This is a genomic window from Leptospira vanthielii serovar Holland str. Waz Holland = ATCC 700522 (assembly GCF_000332455.1).
Taxonomy (GTDB): domain Bacteria; phylum Spirochaetota; class Leptospiria; order Leptospirales; family Leptospiraceae; genus Leptospira_A; species Leptospira_A vanthielii.
Genome location: NZ_AOGY02000014.1, coordinates 210,355 through 227,815, shown reverse-complemented (window position 1 = coordinate 227,815; position 17,461 = coordinate 210,355). Strand labels below are relative to the sequence as shown.

The following is a 17,461-nucleotide window of genomic DNA, read 5'->3' as shown; positions in this document are numbered from 1 at the left end:
ATTATCGGATCGCTTCCTGTTTGGAATGAAGTAATTGGTAAATTCCACCTTTTGAAAGTAATTCCCGGTGAGTACCCTTTCCTTCCAATTTTCCTCGTTCTAATACAAAAATTTGGTCATAATTACGGATTGTATCTAATCTGTGGGCCACTGTGATGATGGTCGCGTCTGCAAACACAGAATTTATATGAGACAGAATCCGAACCTCCGTTTCCTTATCTAAAGAAGCAGTTGGTTCATCCAACAATAAAAGATTCGGTCTTTGTAAAAACAATCGAGCAAGCGACACTCTTTGTTTTTGCCCACCCGAAAAGATAAAACCTCTCTCAGAGATTTCCGTATCATAACCAAGCGGAAGTTTTACGATTTCGTCATGGATACATGCAAGTTTAGCCGCCTCCACTACTTCGCTGAGTGTTGCTTCTGGTTTTGTGATCGAAATATTTTCTCTGACAGTTCCCGCAATCAGAGGATTTTCTTGGAAAAGCACACCAATTTTTGTTCTTAAACTAGGAAGCCAAATTTCATCCAAAGAAACATCATCAATGATAATTTCCCCTTCTTGTGGTTTGTATAGACCAAGTATCAGTTTTAAAATTGTGGATTTCCCACTTCCACTCCGACCAACAAAAGCAACTTTTTTACCGGATTGAATTTTAATTTTTAGATTTCGAATTCCTGATTCTGGTTTTAATGTATCATAAAAAAAAGTTAGATTTTTAAACTCTATATTCCCTTTTACTTCTGGCAAATCCACTTTGAATAGATTGTCTCTATCGGTCATTTCACTATCCAGAGATTCAAAACTACGCAATCGGTTCCAAGACATATTGGCTTTTTGAAATTTCAAAAAATCATCATACAAAGAAACTATTGGATTTCGTATATAAGCCACAAGACCAATGATTGCATACAAGGTCCCAAGGGTCATCTGGTCTTTCAGAATCAAAATACTGCCAACTAACATTACAATCACAACTGTTATCTGTTTAAAAAACTCAGTATTAGTGAAAAGTAAGTTAGAATAAAAAAGCTTTTTTCCTTCCGAATTCAATTGAGTCGTTAGTCTTTTTTCAAAATCCCAACGGTGGGAATAGGTAGCACCCAGATTTTTGATTGTTTCAAATCCATGGATAGTTTCGATAAAGTAACTTAAAGTTTCTGATTTCTTCAGTGATTCTTTTTTTGTCTCTTCAATGATCTTCGGAGTAAGCGCACGAAGGATTAACATCTCTGGCAAAATTAAAAAGCCAATAATTACTAACAACAACGGAGAAAGAAAAAGAAAGATAATAAATACCAACGAACTAAAAATTAAGTCAAATATTTTCATTGCCCCTTGGTCAGAGAAAAACAAAATCACTGATTCAATCTCCTCCCAACGATTCAGGATTTCTCCTTTTCGATTCCTCTCAAAGAAAGAAATGGGTAATGAAATCAATTTTACTAAAAACCGAATGGCTATCGTTTGATTTACCCGATTGCTTGTAAAAAAGATAACGTTCGATCTGAAGTATCCAAGGAAGGATTGAGAAAAACTAAGTAAAACAACAACCAAAACAACTGGAAGAAAAAACTCTTTGTTCTCTTGTAACAAAACAGCATCGATCAAATATAAATTCACCAAAGGTATAAAAACTTCTAAACCTTTAATCACAAAACTAGCAACAATACCTGCTTTTAAATATTTGATTGCTGGTAAAAAATATTCGGCCAGCCCAGAAAAAAATCTATTTTTCCATTCCCATTTTTGATCCGGCTTTACTTTAGGAATGAAATAGATGACTACATTCGAAGACTTTTGTTCCCACTCTTCTCGAGAAATACTCATCTCGCCATACTCTGGATCTATGATTAGAATTTTTTTAGACCCAATGGACTTCACGATTACATACTTTGAATTTTCGAAAAAGTTTATAGCAGGGCTGTTATTTAATTCTGTCTCATGTTCTTTCCAATTTACAAAATAACAATCTCCTTTTCCTTCTCCGAAACTACTTTTCCAGTGGTTAGGTCGAATGTCAGGATCAAAATCTGGAAATGCGGAGTCTGCATCATAATCTGCAAAAGAAAATCCCCAATAACGAAATATCATCTTGCGACATGCATCACCAGATTGTGATTTACCATCTTGAAACAAAAAAGGAAATCTTAATTGGTTACGCAGCGGAGGAGAAAATTTTAACTTAGGTAAAAAATGAAACTTATCTTCTTCATATACAGAAGTTGTTTCGAATTTATCATCTTCAATACCATCCCCTAAGTTTAGTTTCCTCTCGCTCATAATCGAACGAATGGTAATTAATAAACTTTCTGATTTTTTGAAAAAACTTTCAGCATCTTTCGAAGAAAGTTCATAAACAAAACTTTCTTCTATAGCAGTTACTGTTGCATTCCTTGCCTTTTTCTCCAATACCCCCATTTCACCTAACACCGAACCAGCTTCGACAAAGGAAAAATAATCTTTCTGCCAAGTAGATTTAGTGACTTTGAATCTTCCCGATCGAATAAAAAACAAGGAGGAACTTTTGTTTCCTTCTTTCATTAGTATTTGACCGGAAGATATCTTCCTTTTTACTAAAACTTTGGATAACTCTTGAATTTCTGGATTCGAAAGTTTTCTAAAATAAGGATGAATTCTTAATTCATCACGAAGTTGTACATTCTCTTTATATTCATTCCATAACTGCTTTTTGCTCTTATCCGACTCGATGAATTTTAAAAAATGGACTTGTGATAAGACACGAACTTTTGAATTTTCTTCTACTTGAAATAGTTGTTTTTTTAAAGAATCCGAAGAAAATTCTGCAACCCCATAAAAAGAACCTTCCGTTAAAGTTCTAATCAATAGTTCTTTTTCATAAATTTTTAATTTAACCTGAATCCGACCTGATTCTACAATTAGGATTGGTGTTGGCTCTAATTCACTGCCTCCTATCCTATCATTTGCAACAAGAGATCTAAATTCAAATAAACGAATTAACTTTTTTAACTCGTTAGTTGGCAGAGTAGATAAAAATTCGTCCTCACCAACAACTGAAGGAATTTCTTTTAAGTTTTTCAAAGTTAATTCCTAGGATCCGCAGAACGAAATAAAATTTGATAAATACTCTTTCTATCGATGACGATATCAGCAAGTACCTTCAAACCTGGAAACAATCGAAATTCTTTTCCATCTTGATTTAAATCTTGTGTACCTAAAATAAGAATCACGGAAAAAGAATCTTTTTCTTTTGTATTGGGGATGATTTGTGAAACGGTTCCCTCCACTACACCAAAATCATTTTGGTGGAATGCTTTTACTTTGATCACTGATGATAAACCAATGCGAACGGCACCGATATCTTTACTACTAACCTCCACTATTGCTTCTAATGGTTGACCTTCTTCCATTAAGGATGCAACTGTCTGGCCTCGAATGATATTTTGTCCCACGTTATTGACCGAAAGTTCTCCAATGATACCGGAAAAAGGCATTCGTATGACTGCATTAGCAACTCTTTCTCGTTTTAACTTCGTATCACCTCTAAGACTCGAAATCACATTTTCTTCTCTTTGGATTTCGTCCTTTAAGTTCCCGAATTCTTCGTTAAACTCCAATAAACTTTGATCATAAATGAATTTTGCACCAACACCATTTTGATAATCCATAAATGCTTTTTTTAAACTTACGAATTTATTTAATACTCCCCCCGACAAAGAGGATCCAGAATTGTTCTCTAAATTGTAAGCTAAGTTTTTTAGAATCTTCTCCGCTTCTCTTTTATTTCGAATCAAACGTTGTAATTTTTTCTCTTCATAATCTAAATTATTTGTATCTTTTGATAATTCAATTTGTTGCTCTGAGAATTCTAATTCCATAATGGGCTCTCCTTTTTTAAGAAAGTCCCCAGATTTTACATATAAATTTGTTAATGTTCCTGTTTCCAAAGCTTCCACCATGTGGTAATTTCCTTTAGGTCGAATGGAACCTGATGCTTGTACAACAACATCCACTCGTCCGAAAACTAAGAACAAAATAAAACAGACAAAAAATGCAGTGATGAGATAAATTCCTTTTCTCTCCCAATTGGGTGCAGGATGTTTTAATAACTCATCGTAATAGGATGCCGAATGTCTTGATTCCCAGTTAGAATCAGTTTCTTTTATGTTTTTGAATTTTTTAAACATCTTTATCCCCTTCGCTTAATGTTGGGAACAAATGATAATAGAAACCTTTTGTCGTAATCAACTCAGCATGAGTTCCCATCTCCACAATCCGACCTTCATCTAATACTATGATTTTATCAGCACTGACTGTACTGTGAAGTCTGTGAGAGATTTGAATGACAGTTCTATCCTGAAATACCGTTTCCCACTGAGATTGGATATGTGATTCTGTTTCAGAATCTAAAGCAGATGTTGGTTCATCTAAAAACAATATACTTGGATTAGTAACTAAAGCTCTTGCGATTGCTAACCTTTGTCTTTGTCCGCCGGAAAGTCCAATTCCCGATTCCCCAATTTTTGTTTCGTATTTCATTGGAAATCTTTCTACAAAATGATCAACAGAAGCTAACTTTGCGCCAGCTAACAAAGATTCTTTGTTTAGGGATGGATTTTTTTTAGATAAATTTTCGGCAATGGTTCCAGAAAATAAGATTGGATGTTGCTCAACAGCTCCAAACTGAATTCTTACTTCTTCAGGATCTAATGTAGAAAGATCAAATGAGTCCACAAATACTTTCCCTTTGCTCGGTGTAAGTGTTCCCATCATAACCCTCATTAAAGTCGACTTTCCACATCCACTCCTTCCTACTATAGCAATCTTTTGGCCTGCTTCTATTTCCAAATTGATATCGGAAAGTATATCGGGACTTGTTTCTGAATAACGAAAACTAATATGGTCCAAGGTAATTTTTCCTGAAAGTTTTGGCAATTCACCAAACGGTCGTTGGCTGACAATCTCTCCAGGAAGTGAATAAATTTCTGTCAATCGTGCTCGAGACTCTCGTAGTTCACTTAAATCTTCATATACGTGACAAAGCCTGACAATCGGTTCCATTAAAAGCGAATAGAGCACCAAAAAAGCCAAAAAACTTCCCAATGTCAATGTTTCGTTTAAAACATCACTTACACCGAATGTAATCACTGCGATGAGACCAATTTGTTCAAAGAACTTACTTACCAGTTGTAAAACATGGACTCGTTTCCCGACTCTTAAGTTGGTGAGGATGGTTCTTGCTATTTCATTCAAACCTTTAGAAAGGTAACGACTTTCCATCGCTGATGATTTGATGAGTGGCATACCTGCAAATAATGACAAAAAAAAGGAAGTAGTTTTCTTCTTCGATTCAAAGCTATGTTTTTGTAATTTTTTGATTTTGGAACTAGAACGAACAACAAACAAAGAATAAACGACTAAAAAGAAAAGACCAACAAAGGATAGGCTACTATCCAAACGAAATAAGATAAAAAGATAAATCGGCAGAGTCACTAAATCTAAAATCAAAAATAAACCAGATCTTTGTGTGATTTCCAATATCCTTTGGTTTTCTTTTAACCTTTGGGTAAAGTCACCCGTTTCAAATTTACGGAATTCCGGCAAAGTTAAGTTGAGTATATGTTGGAAAAATCTTACAAAATAATTATATTCCAGACTTTGCATAAGCCCAATGGAAATTAGATTTCGAAATAAAGAAAATAACGTTTGGAAAAAGACTGCAAGAGCCACTCCAATCACCAAAGTGAATAGAAAATTTCTATCTGAAAAAACTAATACCTGATCCACTACTTGGCGTATTAAATAAGGTAAAGACAATGTTAAAAGGGCAGAAAATATTGTGGCAACCAAGATCCAACGAATTTCACTTCGTTTTGGACTAAACAAAGTTCGAAGTTCTTTAAAAAAACTAATCAAACTAACATCGGCAGACATTGTGGCCGGCGCTGGTGAAAACTGTAATATCACTCCATCCCAAATGTGTAAAAATTGAGAAATAGAAAGTTCATAAACACCTTTGATTGGATGTGAGATAAGGACGGCATCTAACTCCGAATCATATAGATACAATAAACAAGGAACACTTTCATCATCAGTAATAAAAACAGGGTTTTCCAATTCAATGAGTTGGTCTGGCGAAAGGTGTTGTTGTTTGGTCAAAAAACCTAATTTCTCGAGTTCAATGGCTAATTCGAAAATACCAGGTACAATATTTCTACTTAACTCATTTTTAATTCTAATCTTCCAATTTGCAGGGAGAGGTTTATCAAATACTCTTAAAGCTAATTCGGAACAAATCAAACCGACTAAGGTATGTTCATCAGTAGTTACTTGTTCTATGTAAACTTTCTTAGTTGTCTTTCTAAATTCGAAACGTTTAGAAACAAAGGGTCGTATTATATTTTCTTCTTTTTCTTTTGCTTTGTAAGTCGAATAACGAAGTAAACGCGACTGGACAATTTCTTCTAGTTTGTTTCCTTTTTCTACACCGATGACCTTACGAAAGACAGCACCAGGTATTTTATATAAATCGGAATCTTCTGAGGTTATTGCACTCGCTAATCGTTTTTGTTGTTTGAATATAGCAATTTCACCCAGGATATCTCCCGACCGCATAATGGAGATAATCTTTCTAGGATTTTCTGTTCGAATTTGGATTTTCCCCGATCGAACAATATAAGCAGCATCTCCTTCTTCTCCTTCGGCAAATATAAAATCTCCTTGTGGGATTTTTAGCAACTGTATGGATTTGAGAATGAGTTTGATCTCTTCTGGTGATAATTCATCAAAGAAACTAAGTTTACGTACATAATGAAACTTTTCCTGTTCTTCTTCTCTATGTTTTGCTTTTTCTGCAATTTCTGGATGCGACTCAACTAACTTTAAAAAACGAGAGGTGGGAAGTAAAATTACAATAGAAGGCTCAAGTGCATAATAATCATGTTTAGATGGAGTTTTTGTGAGAGTGATTCTTTCCCCGATGGATTCACCAACCTCAACGAAGGCATACCTACCCAAACTCAAGTCTTGTTTATTTTGTTTCATTCCAAATCGGCCAGTTAATACAAAATGAACATATTCCGGCATTTGATTGGCTTTGATTAAATTTTGTCCTAACCGAACAAAACGTACTTCAATAAATGGTAGTAGGCTTTCCCTTTCCGATTCTTCCAATTCCGCAAGTAAATAATTACTTCGAAACACAGTGCGGATTTTTTCAAGATTTCGCCTAACTTCAGATTGCATTTATTTTTCCGGTAATATCTGGATTCGACGCACTAAAAAGGCCATTTGCGAAAGAAATTCGAATCCATATATACTCTTACCATCGACGAAAATCGACTCAGCCCTAAGCAGATAAAGGCCCTCTGCCCAAAACTGGGTTTTAAATTGGAAAAAACTTGGTGATTAAGAGTTTGTTTCGGGATCTAGAAAGAGAGGGAATTCTGCGTAGGTTTCCCCAGAGTTTTTTAGCTTCCGAGAAGTCATCCATCCACCAAAAAGGAAAAGACCTTTTGGCAGAGTGCGGAAATTGACAACCCGGAAGTTTTTTAAAGTAGACTGTTAGGCTTTCGGATTTTCTAAAACGATTGCAATCCCTTGTCCACCACCTATACAAAGTGAGGCGACTCCATATTTAACTCCTCGTCTTTGCATTTCTAACGCAAGAGTTAAAGTCACCCGGTTACCAGAAGCTCCGAGTGGGTGTCCAATCGCAACAGCACCACCATTTACGTTGGTAATTTTAGGATCGAGTCCCAATTCTTTTTGAACAGCTAAATACTGTGCAGCAAACGCCTCGTTGATTTCAAAAAGACCGATGTCCTTCAAACTTAGTCCTGCTTTTTGTAAGGCAGCCGGGATAGCAACAGCTGGACCGATTCCCATCTTCGCAGGATCACAACCAGCATGTCCCCATGATTTCACAATGGCCAAAGGTTCCTTTCCTAACTTTTTTGCTTGGGATGCAGAAGCCACAATCAATGCAGAAGCACCATCATTAATTCCAGATGCATTTCCCGCAGTGACAGTTCCGTCTTTTTTGAATGCAGGTTTTAAGTTAGCTAGTTTTGTCGCACCAGCTTTTCCTTTGATGAATTCATCTTTATCAAATACGATAGGATTTTTTCCACTGATCGTAATGGCATGAATTTCATCTTTTAAGATTCCTTTGTTCGTTGCATCTTCGGCTCTTTCTTGTGAAGTAGCTGCCCAAAGGTCTTGTTCTTCTCTTGAGATTTTGTATTGGTCACTTAAGTTTTCAGCAGTCATTCCCATGGGAAGTTCTACATAAATGTCAGTTAAACCTGTTGCCAAAGAATCTTCAAATTCAGAATTTCCGTAACGAACACCAAATCTTGCGTTTCTTACCACATAAGGCGCGTTACTCATCGATTCTACACCACCAGCAAGAACTGTATGTGCTTCACCCAACATAATTTTTTTTGCCGCTTGGATGACAGCTTCCATTCCAGAACCACAAAGTCTGTTGAGTGTGAGTGCAGGGCTCGCAACCGGGACCCCCGATTTTAAACCAATATGTCGTGCTAAATAGATTCCGTCTTTACCCGTTGGGATTACATTCCCAAAAATACTTTCTTCAATGAGAGATGGATCCACACCGGTTTTCTGAAGTGCTGCTTTGGAGACTTCTACTCCAAGATCTACGGCACTCATATCTTTGAGAGTTCCGCCAAAACTACCGAATGCAGATCTAAGTCCGCCCAATATATAAACTTGTTCCATAGATACCAGAAATAGGCAAATTTAGTCACCTGTCAGCTAAGAATTGAAATTTCACTTGAAAGGGAATCGAAGATGGATAGACTTCCTTGAATGAATCGAGAACCCATGTTCGGCCTGGAAACCGGCTTTTTATCCAAACAAACTGCAGGTCTCATTCGAGGGATTCTCGCAAAACGGTATTCTATCGGTAACTCCTCTGTTCCTTTATACTCCTCTCCATCACATCTGTATCCGGGTTTGGAACTCATCTCAGACAAAGGGCCAAATCCCATCCAAAAACGATTGGTGGTTGGTAGCGTTCGTATGGGGTATGGCCACCACCGTATGGCACTCTCCGTATATTCTCATTCCTTAAAAAAACAAATCCCCACTTATTTACATGACCTTCTCGCCATCCAGTCTCCAGAGGCAACCGCCATCTCTGACATCGATTCTGGTTATAGTTTTTTTTCAAGACTCAGCGCTGAGATTGGTGGGCCAGTAGAATGGCTCTGGGGACAACTTATGTCACAAGGAAACCTGACCTCTTTAGAACTTTCTTGCCAATTGGCGGAACTTTATAAGGGACTGATGAAGGGAATTCCAACCGATTCACCCATCGTCACCACATATCCGTTAAATGGTCAAATTGCGGTGGCATCGGGGTTTCAAAAAACAATCCATCTTATTTGTGATAACTATCCGCAGTATTATTTACTTGTCCCAGGTGCCTTAAACTTAGTCCAAACTCCTTCCGCCTATACAAAGTTTATCCAGATGGGTGTTCCGAAAGAAAACCTCGCTGTCGCCGGCCATTGGGTTTCCGAAGATGTTGTCTCCAATGCAGTGACTGATAGTGAAAATCGGGTTCGTAGAATTGACGCCAAAAAATCTAGACGGTTTCTTATCCCTATCGGAGGAGCCGGTGCACAAAAAGGTTATGTACTTGATTTAATACGATTGAGTAAACACCATCTGCTAAATAAAAAAGCAGTGTTTTGGATCAACACAGGGGACCATACCAAAGTTTTAAAATCCATTGAAGAGTTTCTGATCGTCAAAAAAATTCCCTATCTGTCCATCAACACTTGGGAAGATTTAATTCATTTCATCGAACGCCACCCTTTACGTTCCGAAGACAATGAAAACAATCCACCAGTGGTTTTGTTTCATTTCCCATCGCACACGGAAGCATTTTCTGCAACCGATAGACTGATTCGTATTACAGATGTTCTAGTCACAAAACCATCGGAACTTGCTTTTTATCCTGTTCCGAAACTTTTTATTCGTAGAGTGGGAGATCATGAAGCCGCATCGGTCCTTCGTTCATTGGAACTCGGAGAAGGAACTGTGGAATGTAGAGAAGTAATCCACGCAAAAGAACTCATTCATATATTCACAGAATCAGAAGATTTGTTACTGCGTATGAATGAATCCGTAATTAGAAATACAATTGAAGGAATCTATAATGGTAGTAAGGCGGCCGTGGAAATGTCGACCGCAAACTAACGAGGCGGTGGATTTTTAAGTAGAAAACTTTTTTTCTAATTCTTGTCTGGTTGATTCCCAGATAGCGGGAATTTTTTTTCCCTCTTCCACCGAGGCTTCAATTTCGCCAGTTTTTGCAAAACCTTCTGCTTTGATCACCACTTCCGAAAGCGCTGCCAGACCAAAATTGGCAGCCACACCTTTGATTTGGTGTAATTCTGCCTGCAGGTCCTTTGGCTCTTTGGAGACCAAAAGACGGCCTAAATTTTCGATCCGAGTTGCCATATTTTCCAAAAGAGAGGTGATCATCTCTTTTAACCAGGCCTGGTCCTCTGGATCGTTCATATCCACTAAAGATTCTATACGAGACCAATCTATAAGCAAGTTACACCACCCAGTCAAAAGTAAACAGCCTAGAGAAAGCGTGTAAATTACATTTTAAAAAATCATTTGCAGGTCCTCGGAATCGGTTTTTTTTGTAAAACACTATGAAAATTCACCCCACTGCCATCATCGATCCGAAGGCGGAACTCCATGAGTCCGTAGAAGTAGGACCGTTTTGTATCATTGAGAAAGATGTCAAAATCGGCGAAGGAACCGTCATTGAATCCCATGTAAAGATCCTTTCAGGAACTCGGATTGGTAAGTTCAACAAACTATCTTCGGGCGGAAGTTACGGCGGATTGGGTCAAGATTTAGCCTTCAAACCGGAAACTAAGACCTATTTAGAGATTGGTGACCACAATCATATGCGCGAAAACGTCATCTTCCACCGAGCAACCGTAGAAGGAAAAGCTACAACGATCGGAAGCCATAACTATCTGATGGGAAATGTTCATATTGCCCACGATGTGATTGTTGGAGATCATAACATTATGGTTCAAAATACAATGCTTGCGGGTCACGTTGTCATTGGTGACAAAGTTTTTATTTCGGGTTCCGTTGGAGTCCACCAATTTGTACGTGTTTCTGATTATGCGATGTTAGCTGGTCTTACCAAAGTGGTCAAAGATGTCCCTCCGTATGCTACAGTAGATGGACATCCCGGTGCAGTTGTTAGTTTGAACGTTGTAGGTATGAAACGTGCAGGAATTTCTGCGGATGTTCGTTTGGCAATCAAACGGGTTTATAAAATCATCTACCACAGTGGACTCAATACAAAACAAGCGCTTACTGAATTAAAAAAGGATACAAACCCTGCACCCGAAGTTCAAAAAATCATCGAATTCTTTGAATCTAGTAAACGTGGTGTAGTGGATCATCGTTTTGTTTCAGGTGGATCGGACGCAGAATGAGAATTCTCGTTACCGGGGGAGCCGGTTATATTGGAAGTCATATTGTATTAGAGCTTATGGAACTTGGCCATGAGATTCTCATTGTAGATGATATGGAAAAAGGAAACGAAGCCAATTTGTTTCCTGGAAATGAATTTATCAAAGGGGAAATCCAAAACCCAGAGATATTAAAAAAGGCATTTGCTAAAAAAATAGATGCCGTTTTCCATTTTGCTGCTTGGAAGGCCGCTGGGGAATCCATGACAGATCCACTTAAGTATACAATGAATAACTTAAATGGAACCTTTACTTTATTAAATGCACTCATTCAATATGGCTGTAATTACATTGTTTTTTCTTCCTCGGCAGCAGTTTATGGAGCACCCAAATATCTCCCAATCGATGAAAACCATCCTTTACAACCAGAGAACTATTACGGATATACAAAACTTTGTATTGAAGAAAACCTCGAATGGTTTGATAAATTAAAAGGTTTAAAATCAGCAAGATTACGTTACTTCAATGCCGCAGGTTATGATCCCAAAGGAAGAATCAAAGGAATTGAAAAAACTCCAGCTAATTTACTGCCGATCATCATGGAAGTTGCCTCGGGTATTCGCGACGGATACGAAATCTTTGGAACCGATTACGAAACAGAAGATGGAACTTGTATCCGCGACTACATCCATGTTTCGGATTTAGCAAAGGCTCATGTCTTAGCTTTGAATTACATTATGTCGAAAAACGAGAGTTTGACGGTGAATTTAGGGTCTGAGTCGGGATATTCTGTTAAAGAAATGGCGGACCTAGCTGAAAAGGTGGTAGGAAAAACCATTGCTCACAAAACAGGCCCTAGACGAGCAGGAGATCCTGCGAAGTTACTTGCCTCTTCCGCAAAAGCAAGGGAACTTTTAAATTGGAAACCAATTTATAGTGATGCAGAAACCTTACTGTCTAGTATGTGGAATTTGTATAAAACCCTATAAAGAAGGGTTTTGAATCTTTTCACATTCCGGGTTTATGGAACGAACAAAATCCAAAGCCCGGTCTCCGAGAACTTCAGCTCCTAAAAAACTTCCAGCCAATTGAATCTCGCCTGAACCAAATCCCTTGACCCATTCTTTAGTGAGTTGGTTCGAAATCGGTGCATAAGACCAGTGCCACTTTTCTTCCTGGTATCCTTTGTTATTTCTTGTCGACAAACGGCTATAAGGTTGGCAAAACCCGTATTTGTTTGCATTTTGTTTTAACCAATCGTAAAGAATTTTCCCCTTTCCATTCTCTTCAAAATACGCATTGTCGAGGGCATTGATATCAAAATCGGTTCCCCAATGGTGACGAGAAGTTCCTGGGGCACTGGAAAATTCCAAAATCAAATTGGTGATTTCTTCGGGTGATTTCCCTTTGATGGGTACTCTCATAACTTTTTTACCCGTGTATTTGGATTCCCAAATTCCTTTTTGGTGGCTAAAGTTGCGAAAGGAAGAAACTAAAAAGATATGTTGTTTGTAAGTGGATGGTTTTGAATCTTCAAAATCATTTACCATTTGGAGGAGAGCCTTTTTTACATCGGGTCTAAGAAAATGATCTTTTCCAGTTTCCTCCAGTATAACAGGTGCTAATGGACCAGGAGAATTGAATTTTCCGGTTAAATAAGATGTTTTATCCAGGCCTAAATACAAATCTGTTTGAGATGTTTTCAGCGGTTTTTCACCGCAAACTAAAAATAAAGAAACAAATAACAGAGTTATGTATGGACTGCGTAACATAGATAGGTTCATTAAAAATTTAAGGATTAATTCGCAAATAAAAATTTGCCTTCGCTGAATCTTGTACTCAATTCAGCAACTTCCGTGGGATCATCCAAAGGAAAGGAGGAAGCATCTTCTTTGGCTTCATCAAGTAAGTTCCTATCCGAAACCAAATCGGCAATTTTGAATTCAGGAAGTCCACTTTGTTTGACCCCAAGAAGTTCCCCTGGGCCTCGAATCGCCAAATCTTTTTCAGCCAAATAATATCCATCGTTGGATGCAACAAGAGCCTCCAAACGGTCTCGCCCTTCATCACTAATAAAATCACCCGTCATTAAGATGCAAAAACTTTCGATATCACTTCTTCCGACTCGACCACGTAACTGGTGTAATTGGGAAATTCCAAACCGATCCGCATGTTCCACAACTAAAATGGTAGCATTGGGAACATCCACACCCACTTCCACCACAGTGGTTGTGACAAGGATTTGAATTTCTCCTGATTTGAATTTTTCCATCACAGATTCTTTTTCTAGACTTTTCATTTTACCATGTAACAATCCAATTTTTAATTCAGGAAAAACATTGGTTCTTAGGTTTTCATAAGCGACTGTACAAGATTCCAAATCGACTTTTTCCGATTCTTCTACTAACGGATATACAATATAACACTGCCTACCTGATCCCACATACTTACGAATGGAATTATAAACACCAGCCCTTCGGTCTTCTTTATACCATCTTGTATCGATGGGTTTACGGCCTTTCGGTTTTGTTTTGATATTAACAAGAGTTAAATCTCCGTACAAAGTAAGGCAAAGTGTACGTGGGATCGGTGTGGCCGTCATTGCAAGAATATCAGGGTTTTTTCCTTTCGAACGAATAGTTTCTCTTTGGTCCACACCAAACTTATGTTGTTCATCAATCACAACAAGCCCCAAGTCGGAAAAAACCACATCTTCTTGTAATAGGGAATGTGTTCCAATGATGATGTTGGATTCTCCCATTTTGATCCTTGTCAGTTTCTCTAATCGAGTTTTTTTATTCTCTCCGCCTAAGAGTAGTTCGATCCCAAGAAAGGGCATATTTCCCATAAATTTATAGATAGTTTGGTAGTGTTGGCGTGCTAGAATTTCCGTCGGTGCTAAAAACACCACTTGGATGTGGTTATCAATATAATGGAGTGCGATGAGAAGGGCTGTGATGGTTTTTCCCGAACCCACATCCCCTTGGAGTAAAAAGGCTGCGGGCGAATCAGAATTTGTTTGCGAGAGAATGGTAGAGACAGCTACTTTTTGGTCTTCTGTTAATTCGAAGGGAAGGTTCTTTTCCAAGTTCTCATGGGAAGCGGATTTGGGAAGTGGCCAAAGCATACGTTTTACTTTTTGTCTTTCCCTTTGTTTGTATAATAAAAGTCTTTGGAAATAAAAAAACTCTTCATAAGCAAATCGTTTCCGTGCAATTTGTACGGCTTCCATGGTTTCCGGAAAATGGATTTCATGAAAGGCTTCGTCACGACCAAGTAACGTCCGTTTTTTGACTAAATTCTTGGGAAGGTTTTCTGCAATTTTTCCACCTTCCAAAACTTGGTGGATGAGTTTTCGTAACCCTTTGGAATCAAGCCCCTCTTCTTTGAGTGCTTCAGTGGATGGATACAATGGAATGATACGACCCGCATGGATGGAATCTTCTGGATCCTCTTTGTCGGATAAAAATTCATACTCTGGGTGGAGGATCTGGTAACCTTTATAATATTCTAATTTGCCAGAGACCACAACCTTCTTATCAATTGTAAAAATCTTATGAAAAAAGTTCACTCCACGGAAAAAAACCAAATTGATCCGTTCGTTGTTTAAGGTCCGAAACCCAACAAGTAACCGACTTTTTTTTCCATGTACGATATAACTATCCGCAATGGTTCCAAGAAGGGTCACAACATCCCCTTGTTTTAAGATAATGTCTTTTGTAAAATTACGATCTAAGTAACGCCTGGGAAAATAAGTAAGTAGTTCGAAGTAAGTTGAGACCCCATGTTCTAAAAGGACAGACTTTCTTTTCGGTCCAATCCCTTTCAGTGTAGATAAACTTTGTGATAGGTCTAGTCCCTGTTTCATAGTTCATCCGTGGGCGCGGGTGGTCCAAATCCATTATCTTTCACATTCGGCACTTCTGAAGAATCTGTTGGTTTTCTTTCAGAATCCAAAATCAAATAACAGTATTTACAGCCATAAATCTGAGCCTGTTTTTTCCCTTCACTATTGGTATAAGTAGAAATCGCAGCATATAAAAATTCATCCTTACGTAAGACTGTCCCACAAACAGGACATAGGCGAATCTGTGGTAAATTCGGATCCTTTTGTTTTCCATAGACCTTTCTTGGATCCCCGACGCGTAAAGATCCTTCTTTTGCGAGGCGTTCTTTTTCTTTTTTATCTAAACTTTGGTTGTCAACAGCAGAGAGGGCATATAAAAAAAAGGCGGCTGTAAAGAGGACACCGCATATCGTAAGAAAGGTGACCATTCAATTGCCCCGGATATAGTCTTCGGAACTCACTGTGGAGATGGGATTTTGTGATATTAATTTCGGATATTTTTCTGTACAATCCACTTCAATGAGTGTATGCCAGTCCTCTCCACGGAGTTGACAAAGGTTGGACTGGACTACGTTTTTTCCTTCCATAAAAATTTCCGCAAAATAACCTCCTTCTTGGAATCCATGTAAAGAATCCACAGCACCAAAGTTAGATGGGTTGATAAAGACAGTATTTTTTGTTTTTTTGATCCCTTGGTCTTCATGTACATGCCCCGAGACAACGAGTGATGGTGATTCATCATCTAAATACCTTCGAATCCCTTGACTTCCACATTTTCCAACACCGGGAATGGTATCAAAGTACCCATAAGCCGGATTATGGATCCAACAGATATCTGGAAGTTCTTCGCGAAAAAAACCTTCTGGTTCGCTATAATTTTTCCCGTTTTTTGTGTATTCATGAAAAACTACGGTGAGTTTTTCTGGAATCCCTGAGGTCCAAATGGGAGCACCGCCGTATCCAGAAACCTTAAGATTCCCAAATTCAAAACTTTTCCTATGTACTTCGCGTTGGTAGAGTTCTGTATATTGTAAATCCAAATCATAATTTCCCGGCAAACAATACACAGGCGACTTTGCATATTTAAGAATTAGTTTTTCGATGATTTCATATTTTTCTTTCATCGTTTTGGCTGCGAGTTTGTACAAATCTCTATACTTTTGAGATTTTTCTACAATGGCTGTGGAATACTTTTCTGGAAAACGAATTGCATGTGTTGTAAAATCAAAAGGCGTGGAATCATCCTTTCTTTCCGTTAACAAATAGTATAACTCTTCCTGGACTCCACAAAAATCAATAATACGATCAAAAGAAAAAAATGCCTTATAGATAATATCTCCGGAAAACAAATACAAATCTGCTTCTGTGGTTTGCAGAATTCGTTTTAAGCCATGAAGTCCATCATGGATATCCGTAAGATAAATGATTTTCATTTATTCATTTTCCCAAAGTAACATCTGTATATCACGATCTTCTTCAATATAATCTATCTTTAAATATTCAGGTCCAAAAAAATCCACAAGGGGTTTTAGGATCGTGGAAGATCTTACAAAAATATAAAGTTCGTTATTATCTCCAATGATGTATTGGATTTCAATTTTTCCAGCAATGGAAGGAACTAAATTTAAAAAGTAATTTAGATCAAATAGAATTTCCCACTGCAAACCAGTGAGAGATAGAAGGTGAGGTGCCGCATAAAGAATGGATTCAAAAACTTTTTTTTTGTGAAAGGGGTCTACTTTTCCAAACCACCTAACAAAGTCAAAACGTCTTGGTTTTGTATCCCAAACTCGGTAACCTACAATTTTTAAACGAGCTTTGTTGTCTTTGACGGATACGGGTTTCAGACGAACTCGATACCTTATGGATTCCACTTTCAAAAATCGAGCGATCCAGAGCCAACCCATCCGGTAAACTCCTGTCATAATGACTTCACCCTTGGCAGAAGTGACTTCCAAACTCTCTAAGTCGGGATCTTCTGCAATGATTTCAGTCGATATGACCTTTCGTAAGCTACCTAGTAGTAAGGTGACTTTATAATTACTCTTTGGGACCACTTTTGGTGGCAAAAAGAGATTCAGTGGATTGAAACGGAGAAGATCCGTTAAAAGCATATTTTAATTTTATTTTCTATTGCCTTTTTGGAAA

At 37.9% G+C, this 17,461-nt stretch carries 13 protein-coding genes; 3 read left to right on the top strand and 10 right to left on the bottom strand.

Annotated elements, in window-relative coordinates:
• Position 1: 1 nt before the first annotated feature.
• The 4 genes from LEP1GSC199_RS03305 to LEP1GSC199_RS03290 form a co-directional block, all read right to left on the bottom strand.
• The gene (locus LEP1GSC199_RS03305) at positions 2 to 3,064 is read right to left on the bottom strand and encodes an ATP-binding cassette domain-containing protein (RefSeq protein ID WP_002977075.1); all 3,063 of its coding nucleotides are present in this window, start codon (positions 3,062 to 3,064) and stop codon (positions 2 to 4) included.
• 2 nt (positions 3,065 to 3,066) lie between these two features.
• Positions 3,067 to 4,170 carry an HlyD family efflux transporter periplasmic adaptor subunit gene (locus LEP1GSC199_RS03300; RefSeq protein ID WP_002977161.1) on the bottom strand — a complete coding sequence of 368 codons (1,104 nt, stop codon included), beginning with the start codon at positions 4,168 to 4,170 and terminating at the stop codon, positions 3,067 to 3,069.
• The gene (locus tag LEP1GSC199_RS03295) at positions 4,163 to 7,228 is read right to left on the bottom strand and encodes a peptidase domain-containing ABC transporter (RefSeq protein WP_002976861.1); all 3,066 of its coding nucleotides are present in this window, start codon (positions 7,226 to 7,228) and stop codon (positions 4,163 to 4,165) included. The genes LEP1GSC199_RS03300 and LEP1GSC199_RS03295 overlap by 8 nt, the downstream gene beginning before the upstream one ends.
• A gap of 318 nt (positions 7,229 to 7,546) precedes the next feature.
• The gene (locus LEP1GSC199_RS03290; RefSeq protein ID WP_002977281.1) at positions 7,547 to 8,728 is read right to left on the bottom strand and encodes an acetyl-CoA C-acetyltransferase; all 1,182 of its coding nucleotides are present in this window, start codon (positions 8,726 to 8,728) and stop codon (positions 7,547 to 7,549) included.
• A 90-nt stretch (positions 8,729 to 8,818) separates the two neighbouring features.
• Between LEP1GSC199_RS03290 and LEP1GSC199_RS03285 the strand changes: the two genes are divergently transcribed.
• The gene (locus LEP1GSC199_RS03285; RefSeq protein ID WP_002976888.1) at positions 8,819 to 10,216 is read left to right on the top strand and encodes a DUF6938 domain-containing protein; all 1,398 of its coding nucleotides are present in this window, start codon (positions 8,819 to 8,821) and stop codon (positions 10,214 to 10,216) included.
• Positions 10,217 to 10,231: 15 nt separating this feature from the next.
• Here LEP1GSC199_RS03285 and LEP1GSC199_RS03280 read toward each other — a convergent pair whose 3' ends face one another.
• Positions 10,232 to 10,540, bottom strand: coding sequence for an Hpt domain-containing protein (locus tag LEP1GSC199_RS03280; protein WP_002976847.1), 309 nt, complete (start codon positions 10,538 to 10,540; stop codon positions 10,232 to 10,234).
• Between the two features lie 143 nt (positions 10,541 to 10,683).
• On the opposite strand from LEP1GSC199_RS03280, the gene lpxA reads away from it, so the two are divergent.
• Positions 10,684 to 11,490 (top strand): acyl-ACP--UDP-N-acetylglucosamine O-acyltransferase, encoded by an 807-nt coding sequence (lpxA, locus tag LEP1GSC199_RS03275; protein ID WP_002977267.1) that lies wholly within the window; start codon positions 10,684 to 10,686, stop codon positions 11,488 to 11,490.
• The gene (gene galE / locus LEP1GSC199_RS03270; RefSeq protein ID WP_002976825.1) at positions 11,487 to 12,455 is read left to right on the top strand and encodes a UDP-glucose 4-epimerase GalE; all 969 of its coding nucleotides are present in this window, start codon (positions 11,487 to 11,489) and stop codon (positions 12,453 to 12,455) included. The genes lpxA and galE overlap by 4 nt, the downstream gene beginning before the upstream one ends.
• Here the strand turns inward: galE and LEP1GSC199_RS03265 are convergent.
• From LEP1GSC199_RS03265 to LEP1GSC199_RS03245, 5 genes are read right to left on the bottom strand one after another with little or no spacing between them, the layout of a single operon-like run.
• Positions 12,450 to 13,238 (bottom strand): M15 family metallopeptidase, encoded by a 789-nt coding sequence (locus LEP1GSC199_RS03265; RefSeq protein WP_002977132.1) that lies wholly within the window; start codon positions 13,236 to 13,238, stop codon positions 12,450 to 12,452. The genes galE and LEP1GSC199_RS03265 overlap by 6 nt on opposite strands.
• Before the next feature lie 26 nt (positions 13,239 to 13,264).
• Positions 13,265 to 15,334, bottom strand: a complete 2,070-nt coding sequence (gene recG, locus LEP1GSC199_RS03260) for an ATP-dependent DNA helicase RecG (protein ID WP_002976959.1) — start codon at positions 15,332 to 15,334, stop codon at positions 13,265 to 13,267.
• The gene (locus LEP1GSC199_RS03255) at positions 15,331 to 15,741 is read right to left on the bottom strand and encodes a hypothetical protein (RefSeq protein ID WP_002977038.1); all 411 of its coding nucleotides are present in this window, start codon (positions 15,739 to 15,741) and stop codon (positions 15,331 to 15,333) included. The genes recG and LEP1GSC199_RS03255 overlap by 4 nt, the downstream gene beginning before the upstream one ends.
• The gene (locus LEP1GSC199_RS03250; RefSeq protein WP_002976897.1) at positions 15,742 to 16,746 is read right to left on the bottom strand and encodes a metallophosphoesterase family protein; all 1,005 of its coding nucleotides are present in this window, start codon (positions 16,744 to 16,746) and stop codon (positions 15,742 to 15,744) included.
• On the bottom strand, positions 16,747 to 17,427 hold the full coding sequence (locus LEP1GSC199_RS03245) for a hypothetical protein (protein WP_002977077.1): 681 nt from the start codon (positions 17,425 to 17,427) through the stop codon (positions 16,747 to 16,749).
• Positions 17,428 to 17,461: the final 34 nt, after the last annotated feature.